General features: G+C 38.5%; 18 protein-coding genes. 5 read left to right on the top strand and 13 right to left on the bottom strand.

Translation table 11 applies throughout. The annotated features are described in order from the left end of the window. Window positions 1–29 precede the first annotated feature (29 nt). Together WAX86_RS18315 and WAX86_RS18310 are read right to left on the bottom strand one after the other, a co-directional pair. Window positions 30–1,064 carry an alkene reductase gene (locus tag WAX86_RS18315; protein WP_341489448.1) on the bottom strand — a complete coding sequence of 345 codons (1,035 nt, stop codon included), beginning with the start codon at window positions 1,062–1,064 and terminating at the stop codon, window positions 30–32. Between the two features lie 2 nt (window positions 1,065–1,066). Further along, window positions 1,067–1,609, bottom strand: a complete 543-nt coding sequence (locus WAX86_RS18310) for a peroxiredoxin-like family protein (protein WP_341489805.1) — start codon at window positions 1,607–1,609, stop codon at window positions 1,067–1,069. Between the two features lie 175 nt (window positions 1,610–1,784). On the opposite strand from WAX86_RS18310, the gene WAX86_RS18305 reads away from it, so the two are divergent. Beyond that, complete coding sequence (locus WAX86_RS18305; protein ID WP_341489447.1) at window positions 1,785–2,687, top strand: LysR family transcriptional regulator; 903 nt, start codon at window positions 1,785–1,787, stop codon at window positions 2,685–2,687. Between the two features lie 242 nt (window positions 2,688–2,929). Here WAX86_RS18305 and WAX86_RS18300 read toward each other — a convergent pair whose 3' ends face one another. The 4 genes from WAX86_RS18300 to WAX86_RS18285 all read right to left on the bottom strand — a co-directional run bounded on the left by WAX86_RS18300 (window position 2,930) and on the right by WAX86_RS18285 (window position 6,384). After that, the gene (locus WAX86_RS18300; RefSeq protein ID WP_237035713.1) at window positions 2,930–3,436 is read right to left on the bottom strand and encodes a hypothetical protein; all 507 of its coding nucleotides are present in this window, start codon (window positions 3,434–3,436) and stop codon (window positions 2,930–2,932) included. Window positions 3,437–3,524: 88 nt separating this feature from the next. Next, the gene (locus WAX86_RS18295) at window positions 3,525–4,034 is read right to left on the bottom strand and encodes a hypothetical protein (protein WP_237035714.1); all 510 of its coding nucleotides are present in this window, start codon (window positions 4,032–4,034) and stop codon (window positions 3,525–3,527) included. Between the two features lie 180 nt (window positions 4,035–4,214). Continuing rightward, complete coding sequence (locus WAX86_RS18290; protein WP_237030400.1) at window positions 4,215–5,051, bottom strand: HNH endonuclease signature motif containing protein; 837 nt, start codon at window positions 5,049–5,051, stop codon at window positions 4,215–4,217. Window positions 5,052–5,235: 184 nt separating this feature from the next. Then, window positions 5,236–6,384 carry an iron-containing alcohol dehydrogenase gene (locus WAX86_RS18285; RefSeq protein ID WP_086368441.1) on the bottom strand — a complete coding sequence of 383 codons (1,149 nt, stop codon included), beginning with the start codon at window positions 6,382–6,384 and terminating at the stop codon, window positions 5,236–5,238. Between the two features lie 159 nt (window positions 6,385–6,543). On the opposite strand from WAX86_RS18285, the gene WAX86_RS18280 reads away from it, so the two are divergent. Genes WAX86_RS18280 through WAX86_RS18270 form a run of 3 tightly spaced genes read left to right on the top strand, consistent with a single transcriptional unit; the run spans window position 6,544 to window position 8,645 of the window. Next, window positions 6,544–7,428, top strand: a complete 885-nt coding sequence (locus WAX86_RS18280) for an AraC family transcriptional regulator (RefSeq protein ID WP_065171313.1) — start codon at window positions 6,544–6,546, stop codon at window positions 7,426–7,428. Window positions 7,429–7,439: 11 nt separating this feature from the next. After that, window positions 7,440–7,706, top strand: coding sequence for a hypothetical protein (locus WAX86_RS18275; RefSeq protein ID WP_341489446.1), 267 nt, complete (start codon window positions 7,440–7,442; stop codon window positions 7,704–7,706). Between the two features lie 39 nt (window positions 7,707–7,745). After that, window positions 7,746–8,645: a LysR family transcriptional regulator gene (locus WAX86_RS18270; protein ID WP_341489445.1), complete on the top strand. Its 900-nt coding sequence runs from the start codon at window positions 7,746–7,748 to the stop codon at window positions 8,643–8,645. Window positions 8,646–8,754: 109 nt separating this feature from the next. Here WAX86_RS18270 and WAX86_RS18265 read toward each other — a convergent pair whose 3' ends face one another. The 7 genes from WAX86_RS18265 to WAX86_RS18235 form a co-directional block, all read right to left on the bottom strand. Then, on the bottom strand, window positions 8,755–9,285 hold the full coding sequence (locus tag WAX86_RS18265) for a nuclear transport factor 2 family protein (RefSeq protein WP_228006499.1): 531 nt from the start codon (window positions 9,283–9,285) through the stop codon (window positions 8,755–8,757). Between the two features lie 215 nt (window positions 9,286–9,500). Continuing rightward, window positions 9,501–11,183: a pseudouridine synthase gene (locus WAX86_RS18260; protein ID WP_341489804.1), complete on the bottom strand. Its 1,683-nt coding sequence runs from the start codon at window positions 11,181–11,183 to the stop codon at window positions 9,501–9,503. 74 nt (window positions 11,184–11,257) lie between these two features. Continuing rightward, entirely contained in the window at window positions 11,258–11,992 is a 735-nt protein-coding gene (locus WAX86_RS18255; protein ID WP_239971691.1) for a hypothetical protein, read from the bottom strand. A 6-nt stretch (window positions 11,993–11,998) separates the two neighbouring features. Beyond that, window positions 11,999–12,217: a YgjV family protein gene (locus WAX86_RS18250; protein WP_050787827.1), complete on the bottom strand. Its 219-nt coding sequence runs from the start codon at window positions 12,215–12,217 to the stop codon at window positions 11,999–12,001. Window positions 12,218–12,395: 178 nt separating this feature from the next. Then, a complete protein-coding gene (locus WAX86_RS18245; protein ID WP_068968728.1) occupies window positions 12,396–13,013 on the bottom strand; it encodes a TPM domain-containing protein in 618 nt (205 codons plus the stop codon). Window positions 13,014–13,015: 2 nt separating this feature from the next. Further along, window positions 13,016–13,771, bottom strand: coding sequence for a YgcG family protein (locus WAX86_RS18240; RefSeq protein WP_068968727.1), 756 nt, complete (start codon window positions 13,769–13,771; stop codon window positions 13,016–13,018). Then, entirely contained in the window at window positions 13,772–14,371 is a 600-nt protein-coding gene (locus tag WAX86_RS18235; protein WP_341489444.1) for a LemA family protein, read from the bottom strand. It abuts the gene before it with no gap. A gap of 373 nt (window positions 14,372–14,744) precedes the next feature. On the opposite strand from WAX86_RS18235, the gene WAX86_RS18230 reads away from it, so the two are divergent. Next, entirely contained in the window at window positions 14,745–15,161 is a 417-nt protein-coding gene (locus tag WAX86_RS18230) for a PACE efflux transporter (RefSeq protein ID WP_068968726.1), read from the top strand. Window positions 15,162–15,175: the final 14 nt, after the last annotated feature.

Here is a 15,175-nt window from a genome sequence, read left to right as displayed (position 1 = left end):
TTAAGAGGCTGTTTTTTTATCGATGGGTTTTATTCTAATATATTGAGCATTTCGGCATTATATTCAGTGAGTGGCTGATGGTTTTTCAGCTTCTCGACATAATCTGGATTGGCAATTAGGGGACGACCAATTGCAACAAGATCTGCGTCTTTTTGTTCTAGTATTTGTTCTGCAATGTCTGGAGTATAACTGCCATTGCCAACCACTTTGCCTTGATAGTAGCGGCGCATATATTGTGTAACCGTTCCATCAATATAGTCGTATTTCACATCATCAAACGCCCCATTGTGCAGATAAACCAGATCGTAGTCGTTCAGTTTCTTTAGAACATAATCTGAAACTTCTCGATCTTTTTCATTCAGAGCCATATGAAGATAACCAACAGGAGATAGACGCAATCCAACGTGATCTATTTCCTTTTGCACCGCTTCTATCACTCTAAAAAGAAAACGTCCCATATTCTCAGGAGTCCCGCCCCATTGATCGGTTCGCTGGTTTGTCTCCCAATGTAAAAATTGATCGATCAGATAACCATTAGCGCCATGAATTTCTACACCATCAAAGCCTGCAAGTTTTGCATTGGCAGCAGCTTGCGCAAATTCTTGAATAACGCGTTCGATCTCCATATCCGTCATAGCGCGAGGTTCTTCATACTGCAAACCATTAGTACGAGGAACACGACCTTCAAATGAAACCGCCGATGGTGCTATTGGTTTGTCACCATTTAGGTAGATAGAGTGAGCGATACGTCCACAGTGCCATAATTGGACAAAGATCTTACCGCCTTGTTGATGCACCCGATCTGTTACTTGCTGCCAATGTTGTATTTGTGATTCGTTATAAATTCCCGGTGTATTTGGGTAGCCTTGTCCTAATGGTGAAACAATGGTTGCCTCAGTGACGATTAACCCTGTTTCCGCGCGCTTAGCGTAATATTCAGCCATCGCCATTGTTGGATTGAGATCATCATCGGCCATAGAACGCGTCATAGGTGCCATAACAATGCGGTTTTTTAGTGTTAAATTCGGTGCCAGTTCAATGGGCATTAGCATTTGTAAGCTCATGATTATGCCTCGCCTTGATACATACCACGAATTGGGTAATGGTTGTTCGGATCACGAATAAAACCGATACCAGAGAGTAAAACTTCAAGCTCTGGACGAACGAATGGGCCATTTGAGATATCAACGATTTGCAATTGACCTTTATCATTGATTACAAAGAGTCCCGGTTCTGCAAATAGGTGATCGGTCTCTTTTTCTGAACGAGGCTCTGAGATATAAAGTCCAAGCTGTTCCATTTGCGATACCGTTAGACCGTAAGCAATAGGGAAGGTCACATTAAGTTGTTCTTTATGAGTGAGTGCCTGCTCTTTGCTGTCAGCTGATACAGCAATAATATCAACACCGACTTTGCTAAATTGGTCTTTTAGTGTTTCTAACTGATTAAGATAGCGAGTACATAAAGGGCAATGCTTGCCGCGATAAACGACAACCATTTTCCAATCATGATTGCCTTGAGGTTGGCTAAGTTCTACATGTTGGTCGTCTAATGTTGTCACTGTCATGGTTGGAAATTGAGCGCCAGCGGTAAGTTTGTGTGTAGTCATCATTATTATTCCTTAAGTATTTGGCTTGAAAGTATCATAGTGTAAAACCATAAGTTCTAGAACTAAGGTAAAATGACTACCAGCTATAACTTTTTGGAATGGCTCTGATATTATGGATACTACATCGAGTTGATGACAGCTCATTAACCCTATTTATATAAAGAGAGAGTAGGACATGGACAAATTAGGGGCAATGCGAGCGTTTGTCCGTGTGGTGCAAACAGGAAGTTTTTCAGCAACGGGGCGAGAGTTAAATACTTCTCAAACGGCAATCAGCAAAAAAGTGGCTGCTCTTGAAAAAGAGATCGGAGTAAAGTTGCTGACTCGTAATAGTCGTGAACTGGCGCTTACACCATCGGGTACTGAGTACTTTAATAAGTGTGTGGCGATTCTCGGTGAAATAGACGAAGCTGAGGCTAGTGCAAGAGAAGATGTTGCTGTACCAAAAGGAGTGCTAAGGATCTCTGCGCCGATCGCGTTTAGCCGCTTAGTTTTAGCTTCGTTATTATCGGAGTTTAATTCTTTATATCCTGAGATCTCAATTGACTTACTTGCCAGTGATCAACATGTTGATTTGATAAGTTCGGGTGTGGATGTGGCGATTCGGGCTCGTAATCTTGAAGATTCTACCCTGATTGCTCGTCATCTGTTTGATAATGTTTTGATGCTTTTTGCATCTCCCGATTACCTTGCTAAAAACGGAACGCCAAATAAGCCTGAAGATCTGCTAGAACATAATTGTTTAGTTTATTCGCGTCTACATTCGGTGAATACATGGTCTTTCAGCTGTAAACAACAAGAGCATTTAATCTCTGTGCATGGTTCATTCCGTTGTGATAATGGTGATGTATTACTGGATGCTGCACTTGCTGGACTCGGTATTACTCATCTACCTAAATGGATGGTGAGCCGTTATGTTGAATCGGGGGAGTTAGTACCATTGCTGGTGGATTATGAAGGTCAAAAACTGCCATTTAATGCGGTATATCTACAAAACCGATATGTACCATTGAAAGTGCGCTGCTTTGTCGATTTTTTAAAGCTGAAGATAGATGGATGTGGGGAGTTTTTTAAATAAACAAAGGCAGACCTTAGTTCTGCCTTTAATCGTATTATTTTATTGCAGAGGAACTTTTTTTGGTTTTCTCGTAATCATCATTTATTGAGCAACAGCCAACTTTTTTTCCATTTGACTTAAGGTAAAGTTGTATGAAAAGAAAAAACATAAAGAATATAAACACAAATAGCGATATGAGTATATACACAATATATAGTTCGTCTTCATTCATATTCTTCTCCTTTCAATTATTCTAATTTTTCTTATTTTGTATATATAGTGAAGTTACCTTCTATAATCTTTTGTACTACATCTTTATCATTTTTTGGTGATAATGTTATCTTTACTCGATAAGGTTCACCATTAGGTTTTGCTGCCAATATTTTTTCATCTGTAAAAGAGTTGTTTGTATTTAAAAAAGGTCCACCATAAACATCAATATTACTTGGGGTGATTGGTAAATAGTTATTTAATAGTGATGACTTAATCGATTGATTTATCAGAGATACTAGTTCTTTTTTCAAAGTTCCAACAGTATTATTTTCTGGAAGTTGAGGCTTGTTAACTGTTGATGTAGTAGATATTGGATTTGATGGATAGAACTCAATACTTCCTTGTTGTTTGATATCTAACACAATTTTATTGAATGACAACCCATTGCTAGAAATAGACATTGGGCCAACATTCACATTATTAAGCGTTGTTGCTGATGCTGTTCCAACTAATGATAAAGATACTATTAGAGCGAGTAATGACTTTGATACTTTCATTTTTGATTTCCTTATTGTTTTTCTTAAAATAACATGTTCCATTTTAAAAAATGCGCATTATTTGTTATTTTTCATGCATAAGTAATAATCAATTTTGGAAAGGGATTGATGAGTGATGTAACTTGATTTTCAATTTATCATCCTCTCTTATATATCCAAAAGTATACTCAACATTCGTGTTGATACCATTTTTATCTGTAAATGTATAATTACCCATAATATACGCATCATTACAGCCTGCATACATATTGTTATTATTAAAGGTTATTTTTTCAAATGAGCTTAAAGCAAAACCTTTATCTTCATCATATTTACCTCCAACAAAGTATGATAATGCATCTTCTTTTGTGTTTCTAAAAGGATGTTGGCTTGCTTTAGTTGGTTTAAATAATACAGTACCATTATCAAAGTCATACATTTGCTGAATAAAAATGTTGGCATCTTTTTCAGGTGTCTTTGATTTTCCTATGTTTATTATTCCCTTAGCCCATTCTTGCTGTGCCTGATCAATTTCACCAGAAGTAATAGGTGAGCATTGATGCGCTTGTACTGAAAGACTTGAAAACCCAAGTAAACTTACGATAAATATTTGTTTCATGTGTAAACTCCTTTTTAACTGATTGCAACAATTTAATATCAACTTGTTATTGTTAAAAGGTATTTATTCCTATCTTATTAATAGGTGTTGGTTATGGTTTATTCAGGTTTGTGAGGAGAGGATTCATGACCATTGGAGGTAATCAGCTCAATATAGATGAGTACTGAGCTGATTGAATGCTTAACCGAAATGTAGTTTTCGATGGCAATTGGGACATAAGCTTTGAACATTATCTAAACTATCTTCACCACCTTTAGATAGTGGAATTAAATGATGCACTTCTAGATATGGTTCACCATTTGATTTTTTATTAAATGGAGCCTGACATCCACATGCTTCACAAATACCTGCTGCTCTAATTAAAGCTTCTGCAACAATATCAGGGTTTCGTTGATAGTCTTTTACAACACGAGAAATTAGTTGAGGTTTTTTATTTGCTTTTTCGATTCGCTGTCGGCGTTTTTTAGGATTATCTAGCAAAGACTTAATAACTGATTGCTCAAAATTAGTAAAATAATCAGCTTGTTCATAATCAATTTTATTTATATCTGAATTATGGATGAATGTATCGTTAGTAACGAATTCAATGTATGTTTTTCGTTTTTCTTCATTAAAATCTTTAATTAGACCAATATGTACATTACGTAATTTCTTCTTGGTTTTAGTAATTACGAATAATGGTATCTGTGCTGTGTAGCAATTTCTTAACGCCTGAATTTCATTATTATCATGTGATCCTCGACGATTAGTAGCTGGAAAATCGTATAAAATACCACAGTCCGAAAAATCATCTGCATAGTCTTTACCTGTATGTAAGATACTAACAGCAATACCGAACTCGTTGTTTATAATCTTTTTAGTTACAGTTGAATGAACCCAAATACCAGCAGCTCCACCATATAGCTGTAATTCTCTTAACTTGTTTGGTGTGACATTAGTTGCGATATCACCATAACTAATTTTCTGAAATAGATTTTTTCTACGCAGTATTTCTTTTTGGATTAATTCAGTATTCATGTGTAATATTGTACATCTTCATGAGAAGTGTCTGATGTATTAGATATCTGAATTAAATGCAAGTAGTTTTAGTGCTCTGTGTTTATTATTTGTGACTAGATAAGCATACAGAGTTGGTTGTGAACAAAAAAACGGCAGATCCTAGATCTGCCGTTTACTATTACACTGGGCGAAAATCTACCCTTTAAGCAATTGCATTTTCTAGAATTTCACGACTACGCTCTAGAGTGATGGATTGGTTTTCACTTAGAGCAGTCATTCCATGCTTACCAAGTTGGTCGATAACAGCACTAACTGCCGACTCTTTATCACCTGTGTACTCAGTTAATTGAGTTGCAACACCTAACTGATGGTAGAAGGCTTCAATTGCATCGATTGTGCGCTCTGCAAGATCAGAGGTTGCTTCAAGACCAAATACATTTCGACCCATTTGCTCTAGCTTAGCGCGCTTATATTCAATCTGATTGCGAAGCAGCGATGGTTGAACAATAGCAAGAGAGCGAGCGTGATCAACATGCCATAACGCAGTCAATTCATGGCCGATCATATGGGTTGACCAGTCTTGCGGAACACCACTACCAATTAGACCATTTAGCGCTTGGTTTGCTGTCCACATTAGGTTTGCACGCCATTCATCGTTATCACGTTCTGCATAGTGATCGCCTAATGTTTTCAGGTTACGAAGAAGCACTTCTGCATAGCCATCTTGCACCATAGCGTGTGTTGGCTTAGTTAGGTATTGCTCACAAGTATGAACCCATGCATCCACGATACCGTTAATAAGCTGACGCTCTGGCAGTGTTTTCATTACATCTGGGTCCATTACTGCAAACTTTGGCTGAACCGCTGGGTGTAAGAAGGCCAGCTTATCTTGTGTTTCTGCTTTAGTAATTACCGCACCCATATTAGATTCAGAACCCGTTGCAGGTAGTGTTAGGATTGCGCCAATTGGGGTTGCTGATTCAATGGTGTGCTTACCAACTAAAATATCCCAGCCATCACCATCGTATTTCGCTGCAGCTGCAACATACTTAGAGCCATCAATAACGGATCCGCCACCAACAGCAAGGATGTAATCCACACCTTGTTCTTTCACAATAGCAACGGCTTTATCTAGTGTTTCTTTAGTTGGGTTTGGTTCAACACCTGAAAACTCAAGCCATGTGTGATTTTCGAGCGCTTTAACAACTTGATCATAAACGCCATTTTTCTTAATAGAACCGCCACCATAAATCACTAATACTTTGCTTGTTGTTGGAATGTCGTTAGTGATTGCTGCGATTTGACCTTGACCAAAATGAATTAATGTAGGGTTTACATAAGTAAATTGCATATCGACCTCTTGCTTCCTTAGATGGATGATTTTCGTTGTGATAGATGCATAATAGTCTTGAAAGCTGGTATAGAATAGGCGGATTTCTGTTTATTTATTGCCTATTTCTCTTAATTGGTGCATTTTGATAAGCAGTAAACAAAAGTAAGGGGATGGAATATGCAATTAAAACGCTCGATGGAGTTGTATGTTGAGAAGCAGCAACTAAATCATTTAGAAGGCATCTACCAAACAGCGATTCCAGAAGTTTATTTTTATCGCAGCAGTAAAGGGAATCAGCGTCAGCCTTTTACCTACCAGTCAGGGCTGATTATTTTAGGCCAAGGACATAAGAATATTCATATTGGTGATGAAGCGGTTCATTATGGCGAAGGTGATTACTTAGTTGTTGGAATGCCAATGCCTTTGGAGTGTGAAGCGTTTCCTGATAATGAGCAGCCACTGTTGGGCATTTCAGTAGATATTCCACCTCAACTTTTACACCGTCTTGTGCAGCAGTTGGAAGCGAAAGGGTTTCGTCCACAAAAAGAGAATCAAGTAACTTGTGGCTGCTTACAATCTGTTGCTATGGATAGTGCAATGCATGATTGCTGTATTCGATTAATGAATGCGCTATGTAATGAGGTGGAAACTGATATTTTAGGAAATGCCTTAGTTGAAGAGTTAGCATACCGAGCCCTGATTGGTCGAGAAGGGCATTTGTTGTTTGAGTTAGCCCACAGTGAAGGCCATTATGCTCGTATTGCCAAAGCATTAAATAAAGTACATCTTTCTTTTGATGAGCCTCTTACCGTTCAACAATTAGCAGAAGAGGCAAGTATGAGTGTTTCTGCTTTTCATACGGCTTTTCGAAATGTGACATTAGAATCACCGTTACAATACATCAAAAAGGTTCGACTAAACAAAGCGAAAGAGCTTATTCATATTGAAGGAAAACGAGTAAATGAAGCGGCGAGAATGGTAGGTTATACCAGTCCATCGCAATTTAGTCGTGAGTATAAACGTCATTTTAATGAAACACCGAAAGGTACAGTATTCGCTTAAGGAAATGAATCATGTTGTGGTTTTTAATGGTGACTTTACCACTGGTTTTGTTGGTAATTCATAAACTGTTTACTTTGGCTGATTGGTATCACGATGTTCGCAAACTTTGGATTATTCCTGGCTTAATTGGCGGATATTGCCTATTTTCATTGCATTCTGTTTTCGATAGAGATGCGCTACCTACGTTGATATTAACCATTTATTATTTGGTCTTAATGTTTTTTGCCGTCAGGTTTACTTTATCAGAGATACGCCAGCTTAATCAGAAGAATGTATAGTAGTGATTGCGTTTTGTATAAGATTTTAGGTGTAGTTTTATGGATCAATTAGGTGCGATGCGGGCTTTCGTTCGAGTTGTTCAAGTACACAGTTTTTCGGCAGCAGCCCGCGAACAAAGTTCAACTCAAGCGACAATCAGTAAAAAAGTTGCTGCGCTAGAAAACCAGTTAGGCGTTAAGCTATTATCGAGAACCAGTCGAGAATTAGCCCTTACCGATGCTGGACAAGAATATTATGATAAATGTGTACTGTTACTGAGTGAGTTAGATGAGGTTGAAGCCTCTATTCGGGAACAAATCACGTTACCAAAAGGGACCATTCGAGTTGCCGCTCCTGTAGCATTTGGACGATTGGTGATTGCGCCAATATTAAATGAATTCATTCAACGTTATCCAGATCTTAAGATAGATCTGACTTTAAGCGATCAGCATGTTGATTTAGTTGCTCAGGGGATTGATGTCGCTTTTAGAGCTCGAAAACTGGAAGATTCAGCTCTTATTGCTCGGCATTTGTTTGATAACCCAATGTTGCTACTCGCGTCTCCAAGTTACTTAGAGCGAAATGGATATCCTGAAACACCACAACAACTGACTAATCATGATTGCTTGGTTTATTCACAATTAAAATCACTCAATATATGGCACTTTAATCAACAAGATGAAGAGATAGCGGTGCCGGTTCAAGGGACGATACAAAGTGATAGTGGAGATGCGCTCCTTGAGATGGCACTAACTGGAGCTGGAGTTGTGCAGCTGCCTATTTGGATGGTAAAGAAACAGTTAGAGTGTGGCGAGCTAGTACAGATCTTGGCCGATTATCAAGGACAAAACTTACCTTTTAATGCTGTTTATCTACAAAATCGCCATGTCCCTTTGAAAGTGCGTACTTTTATTGATTATATGAAAGAGAAACTGGCTCTTTTTGAGCTCAATTCTTAACGTCCAAAATCATTTGAGCCTATAACACATTTTAGTATACCGAACAAAAAAGGGCAGAGAAGGAAGGTTCTCTGCCCAAAAGGATTCAGTGTTGCATAGTTAGAAAATATTAGATGGTAATGTAGTTGTAGCTATCGTCTGATTTATCACGTTTACCACGGTATTTATCGCTATAATTATCAGCCCAAATTGCGGTAGCATCTTGATTTTGGTTCCAATCAAAAACGGTTGAGCGATGTTTGATCTTCCATTCTCCGTTACGACGTTCAAAGCGGAAATGGTGACGGCCACCTAAGATTCCTTCTTTATCTACGCCATTTTCTTCATGAACATGATAAGCCCATACGTAACACTCGGCTGTTGCATGATCGCCATCAATCTCAATTAATGGGTTGCTGATTCGGTGCTGTGTTGCTTTTAATGCTCTAAACCCTTCCATTGCGGGTTCAACAAATTTGTGTGCGTTATCGTTATAGAAAAATAAGTCAGGGAAGATAGGATCTTGATGCTCTTCAATAGCATCTTCCCAGTAAGTTGATTTCATTAATTCGCCATCTACACGATCGAGTGCACGAGCGAATTTGTACATGATTTCAGTCAGTTCTTGTTTATCTAGTAGTTGTTGAAGTTTCTGTTCCATAGTCATAATCGTTTCTCTTAATCTCTGTATTGTGTCGATGAAGAGATACTATCTTTTTGATAAATGGAATAGAACTGAGCTAATATGAATACCAACTATTCATAAATGGAATGATTTAGGTTGCATCAACAGATAAAACAACGCCCTTAATGACACGAGAATAAAAGTCATTAAGGGCGCAGTTAGAAGCTACAAAACTATCAGTTGTTCGCTATTTAAAACTCAGCATCAACTTGAAATTCCATTGGTTCATGAGTAATAGGATGTTCAAGTGATAAGTACTCGGCATGGAGATGAAGTCGATTTGATTTTTGGCCGTAGAGATCGTCACCAATAATTGGCATGTTCATTCCCATTGGGTGTGCTGAGTGAACACGTAATTGATGAGTACGACCTGTTTTTGGGTAGTAATAGACTTTGGTTTTACCGTCTTTTCGGCTGATCACTTGCCATTTAGTTTCAGCGGGTTTTCCGTGCTCAAAGCACACTAACTGACGAGGGCGATCGTTAATGTCGCCTCGCATAGGTAATGAGATAATACCTTCGTCACTATCTGCAAGGCCATCTAATAAAGCGACATAACGTTTTTCAACCGTGCGAGTAATAAATTGTTTCTGAAGGTTTTTATGAGCGCGTTTGGTTAAAGCTATAACCAACAGGCCAGATGTCGACATATCAAGTCGATGCACAATCAATGGGCTATCAGCATCAGGAAACATTGCCTGCATACGGGTGTAAACCGAATCTGAGATGGTCTTTCCTGGAACAGATAAAAACTCAGCTGGTTTATTAACAATAACCATGGCCTCATCTTGATAGATAATCTCAAGCTCTTTGCCTTCTGCTGGGTTTTTTAGCAATAAATTTTCTTCTAATTCAATGCCTTTTAGCATATGTCCAAGAATTGGCTCGCATTTGTTTTTACACGCTTCATAAAAGTATTTGTGTTTACGAATTTCTGATTTTGGTGACGCTCCCCACCAAAACTCTGCCATAGCAATAGGCGTCATACCATGCTTAAACGCATAATGAAGCAGCTTAGGTGCCGCGCATTCACCTGAACCTGCTGGTGGTGTTTGATTTGGTGTTTGGGCAAAGATATCAATGAGATCTTTTTCTTCACCGTATTGATTTAAGAAACGATATTGTGCAAACAGTTTTGCTTGTAGGGTTGAAGAAAGATGGCGACGTTTTTCTTTTAATTCATTAATTTTATTATCAAATACATCAACTTGATTTGCTAATACTTGCAGTTTTTCATCCCAAGTTGACTTAAGAAAACGTTGTTCGTGTTTCTGTTTTGCACTCTCTTTAGCTAAACGAATCGCGGTCTCTTCAATCAATTGGCTGTCATTGGTTGCTTCTGCGGCTTTTCGTTGTGCTTTGCGATCTTTGCGGCTATCAATAATTTGTAAACGGCACTGTTCAATTTCATCTGCGGCTTGAGCCTGACTTTGAGCAAAGGTGTCACGTAACGCCAGCAATTCTGCATTAGTTTCAAGTCGGCGAATTTCTGCGGTGACATCATTAATCACTTTTTGTTCGGTTTGAAAAAAACCATCGTCCGTTAGCATATCAAATACAGGAGGGACAAAGTGAGGCAGTAAATTTTGATCTGCAATTTTGCCTGAAAACGCCGATAAATAACCGATTTCCCCGTCAGCATTTTTGACTAAAAGCACCCCAAACATCTTGCCGATTGCCGTATCTAAATCGCCATTAAGACCAAAATTATGTTGCCATTGTGTCTGCGTTTCTAAATGCAACTGAAGTTCTTGTGCTGCAAGCTCACATAAAGGGTGAGGGGTGTAGTAAAACGGAAACGTAAAACGCTCAGGTAAAGTATATTGATCAATAGAAGATTGAAAACGAGTAAAACAAGATTGAGGAGAGTGCATCATCTAAACTAACTAAGGCCGAGTTCACAAGGAGGCGCGATTCTAGCACTCTCCCCGGGGAAATACGAGGTAGACTAGGCAAAAGGTATCTGCTTAACAAATTGTGCCATTTGCTGCCAGTCTTGACTCACTCTATCTACTTTCCCTTTATTACGGCAGGCGCGCCCAAGTCCACCAGGGTGAGACTGCGCACAGATCCAAACCTTCACTTTACTAGAAAAAGAGAGCAAAAAAGGTTGTTCTATAGCTTGGCTTAGATTTTTGACTGGTTTTAGTGATGTATCTTTTAATCGGTTTTGTTCTTTAGCGGCACGTAACAGTGCATTATAAGTAGCGACACCAAAACAAATTGCAACTTTTGGCGCAATAATTTCAATTTCCTCTAGAGTAAACTGCTCTGCTGCTTGAATCAGTTCACCAATGGTAATATTACCTGCCATTGCTCCAGGTTTAACAAAAGGAAATAGATTTGTACCATAGGTTTGAGCGACAGAGAGTTGAAAATAACGCTGCAAATATTGCTCTAAATTACGAGTAGTCGGAAAACTTGGCTCAATTCCATAATGTATTAAATTACGATTAAGGGGTTGTGATAGAAAATCATCAGAACACCAATCTTGCAAGATTAACATCACTGATGCATTTAGGTTTCCTGCATATTTACTATAAGGTGAGACATAATCGCAATCATAAGCGCCATGATGATAATCGGTAATGCTATTAAATCCGTTTGGTGTTAAGCAACGTCGTTTTTGCGCCAAACGGATAAGTTGTTGATGCTTTTTCTGCAGCGAATTATCTCCCTTCATAATGTTTTACTGTTCCTGTTTATTTAAAGTGTAGATACGGTATAAATTAATACCAACACAGATAAAGTTCATGGCAAAGACAGGCCAAGCTTGAATAATCAAACCATATACTGCATACAAGCTGCATCCTGCAAGGTTTACATAACGCAGTGTTTTAATATTTTTCATGATCAACGAAAGAATGATCAAGGCAGAAGCAACATAGCCAAGAAGGGAAATTTCCATACTTATTATCTCTAAAGTTAAATGATGAAATAAGTATAAAAAATACCTGTTATGTATGAGAAGAGGCTTTAAACCTTAAACAGTTTTGCGTTATATGCAAAAGTTGGTGAAATATAAAAAATAAAGCACCGAAGATTATCCGGTGCTTTATGACATGCATCATGAAATTCTGTGAATACTAGTCAATCACAACTAATGCATTAGGAAGTTCATTTTTTTGCTGTGTTAATGGGAAATGTTGCGCCAGAACTTCCCCACTTGCTGTCAAACATTGGATATACCCTTGATAAGTATTTCCTTGTTTTACATTTTGAGTGAAATCCTGAACCAATTTCTGCCATACCTGATTATCTATTTGCTGGCTGATACCGTAGTCAGTTATGATCTCGACATAATGATCGGCTTCACTTACAAAAATCATCACTCCTAAATGTTGCTGAGTCTTATGTATACCATTAAGCAAAAATTGCTGGTGGGCTAATAAACTTGCTCGGCGATATTTCACTGATTTTGGAATCATTCGATATTTAATTGCTGGTACTCGAAACAGTAAAGTAAGAGCAACAAATACAGCCAGTTGTGCCATTAATAGATCGGTTATATCAAGCCACAAGGGTGACAGGTACAACAGAGCTGGAGTAAATAGGGCAATAATGGCAGCCCATAGTGTAGGTACAAAATAGTAATCATCAGATGCTGTGGCAATGACAGCCATTAATTCTGCGTCTGTTTGTTGCTCAATATTGCCAATCGTCTGACTAATTTGTTGCAACTCTTGTTCGGAAAACATCTTCATTCTTACCAACCTCCCGAAGCGCCGCCGCCACCAAAGCCGCCACCGCCACCACTAAATCCACCGCCAGATGAGCCACCAAAGCCACCTGAATGATTTGAACCATGGCGATGAATGCCGCCCGAACCAAAAGAACCCGTAGTGAAACCATCGCGACCACTGCGGTAATATTTCCCACCATTCTTACGGCGGCGGGTATAAGCGATGATCTGAATGACAACAACAAATAGAACAAATAGATAAAAATCGTACGGTGGCTGATCTTCTTCTACAATCGGCTTATATTCACCGTGAATGGCTGCAATAATCGCTTTGGTACCGTTACTGATCCCTTGATAGAAACGCCCAGCCTTAAATTGCGGTTTGATTTCGTGATTGATAATACTGTATGCAGTTGCATCGGGTAGTGCTCCCTCTAACCCATAGCCAACCTCAATTCGCATTTTCTTATCGTTATAAGCAATAATTAAGAGTACGCCATTATTATGCTCTTTCTGCCCAATGCCCCATTTGCGTCCAAGTTGATAACCGTAATCAGCAATAGGAATACCTCCTGTGCTTGGAACCGTCACAATAACAACCTGATTTGATGAGCTCTTTTCTTCCTCTGCCAGCAAGGTGTTTAAAGCTTGTCGCTGAGGCTGAGTTAAGATGTGCGCATCATCAACCACTCTTCCAGTTAAAGCTGGAAATGACGGTTGAGCAAAACACAGTTGACTTGCAAATAGGAGAAATCCGCAGATCAATAGGTTTTTTCTCATTTAAAATTCTACCTTTGGTGCAACATCAGCATTCGGTGTTGTTGCTGTAAACGTTGGTTTCACTTCAAGGTCACTGTATATTAGCGAGTGCCATAAACGACCAGGGAAAGTGCGGATCTCTGTATTAAAAGCTTTAACACTTTCAATGTAATCACGACGAGCAATAGCAATACGGTTTTCAGTACCTTCTAGTTGGGCCTGCAGCGTTTGGAACTGTTCGTTCGCTTTCAAATCTGGGTATCGTTCAGAAACCATCATCAAACGAGAAAGCGCTGAACTTAATTGGCTTTGAGCTTGTTCGAACTGTTTAAATGCTTGTGGGTTGTTTAGTGTTTCTGGCGTGATTTGAATCGATGAAACTTTAGCTCGCGCTTCAGTCACTGCGGTTAACGTCTCTTTTTCATGAGAGGCATAGCCTTTCACTGTTGCAACAAGATTGGGAATAAGATCAGCGCGACGCTGATAGTTGTTTTCCACCTGAGCCCAATTGGCTTTTACTTGCTCATCAAGTGTTGGAATCGTATTAATGCCGCAACCTGTTAATTGAAACACAAGGGCTAATACAATGAACCACTTGTATGATTTTAAATAATTAGTCATAACAGTCCTTATAAAAGTGCTTTTTTTGATATAATTCTCGACTGCATATCCTAGCATAAAACAGTCAAAAACTTGTCATGGTGATGAGTTTGTGAGTCAACGACCTAAATTATAGTAGATGGTAAGGTTAAGATTTCTAAATAAAATTCCATGTATGTTTAAAAGGAATCTTAAAAGCGTTAAAATACGTCATTCATTTTAAAATGCACTTTATTTAGATTTATGCAAAAATAACGAATAAATCTTTATTTACCAGAAGCAAGATATTAGTTTTCCATATTGTGATCTCGCTAATACGCGATATGCTATTAGGCACTTAATTTGATCACAATTTTGTGAGTGATATAACTAATTAATAGAACGATAATGATATATGAGAACAAGAGCACAACGTATTGGCCATGCTATTGGCTTTGAAGTAATTGGGTTAATTTTAATTGTAGGTGTATTGAGCCAGTTTGGTTTTGATCAGAGCCACAGTGGAATGATGGCCATTGTTGTTACGATTGTAGCAACGTTTTGGAACTACGCTTACAACGTCCTTTTTGATAACTACTTGAAGCGAAAATACGGTTCAATTCATAAAACACAGAAAATGCGCTTGGTTCATACTGTGTTATTTGAAGCGGGCCTATTGGTTGTCACGACCCCAATTGTTGCAGTAATGATGGATCTGAATTTATGGGATGCCTTTTTACTCGATGTGGGTATGGCTCTGTTCTATCTTGTTTACGCTTACATTTATAACTGGATTTTCGACAAACTGTTTCCACCTCAAATTGCGATCTAAGTTTATCGATTGTT

Origin of the sequence: Photobacterium damselae subsp. damselae (assembly GCF_038086725.1) — a bacterium.
Lineage (GTDB): Bacteria > Pseudomonadota > Gammaproteobacteria > Enterobacterales > Vibrionaceae > Photobacterium > Photobacterium damselae.
Note: the sequence above shows the minus strand (reverse complement) of the source record. Positions and strands in the feature narration are given on the sequence as shown.

Excerpts from the sequence above, each read along its gene's own strand:
- WAX86_RS18315 (WP_341489448.1), bottom strand. The coding sequence starts at position 1,064 with ATGAGCTTACAAATGCTAATGCCCATTGAACTGGCACCGAATTTAACA.
- WAX86_RS18310 (WP_341489805.1), bottom strand. The coding sequence starts at position 1,609 with ATGACTACACACAAACTTACCGCTGGCGCTCAATTTCCAACCATGACA.
- WAX86_RS18305 (WP_341489447.1), top strand. The coding sequence starts at position 1,785 with ATGGACAAATTAGGGGCAATGCGAGCGTTTGTCCGTGTGGTGCAAACA.
- WAX86_RS18300 (WP_237035713.1), bottom strand. The coding sequence starts at position 3,436 with ATGAAAGTATCAAAGTCATTACTCGCTCTAATAGTATCTTTATCATTA.
- WAX86_RS18295 (WP_237035714.1), bottom strand. The coding sequence starts at position 4,034 with ATGAAACAAATATTTATCGTAAGTTTACTTGGGTTTTCAAGTCTTTCA.
- WAX86_RS18290 (WP_237030400.1), bottom strand. The coding sequence starts at position 5,051 with ATGAATACTGAATTAATCCAAAAAGAAATACTGCGTAGAAAAAATCTA.
- WAX86_RS18285 (WP_086368441.1), bottom strand. The coding sequence starts at position 6,384 with ATGCAATTTACTTATGTAAACCCTACATTAATTCATTTTGGTCAAGGT.
- WAX86_RS18280 (WP_065171313.1), top strand. The coding sequence starts at position 6,544 with ATGCAATTAAAACGCTCGATGGAGTTGTATGTTGAGAAGCAGCAACTA.
- WAX86_RS18275 (WP_341489446.1), top strand. The coding sequence starts at position 7,440 with ATGTTGTGGTTTTTAATGGTGACTTTACCACTGGTTTTGTTGGTAATT.
- WAX86_RS18270 (WP_341489445.1), top strand. The coding sequence starts at position 7,746 with ATGGATCAATTAGGTGCGATGCGGGCTTTCGTTCGAGTTGTTCAAGTA.
- WAX86_RS18265 (WP_228006499.1), bottom strand. The coding sequence starts at position 9,285 with ATGGAACAGAAACTTCAACAACTACTAGATAAACAAGAACTGACTGAA.
- WAX86_RS18260 (WP_341489804.1), bottom strand. The coding sequence starts at position 11,183 with ATGCACTCTCCTCAATCTTGTTTTACTCGTTTTCAATCTTCTATTGAT.
- WAX86_RS18255 (WP_239971691.1), bottom strand. The coding sequence starts at position 11,992 with ATGAAGGGAGATAATTCGCTGCAGAAAAAGCATCAACAACTTATCCGT.
- WAX86_RS18250 (WP_050787827.1), bottom strand. The coding sequence starts at position 12,217 with ATGGAAATTTCCCTTCTTGGCTATGTTGCTTCTGCCTTGATCATTCTT.
- WAX86_RS18245 (WP_068968728.1), bottom strand. The coding sequence starts at position 13,013 with ATGAAGATGTTTTCCGAACAAGAGTTGCAACAAATTAGTCAGACGATT.
- WAX86_RS18240 (WP_068968727.1), bottom strand. The coding sequence starts at position 13,771 with ATGAGAAAAAACCTATTGATCTGCGGATTTCTCCTATTTGCAAGTCAA.
- WAX86_RS18235 (WP_341489444.1), bottom strand. The coding sequence starts at position 14,371 with ATGACTAATTATTTAAAATCATACAAGTGGTTCATTGTATTAGCCCTT.
- WAX86_RS18230 (WP_068968726.1), top strand. The coding sequence starts at position 14,745 with ATGAGAACAAGAGCACAACGTATTGGCCATGCTATTGGCTTTGAAGTA.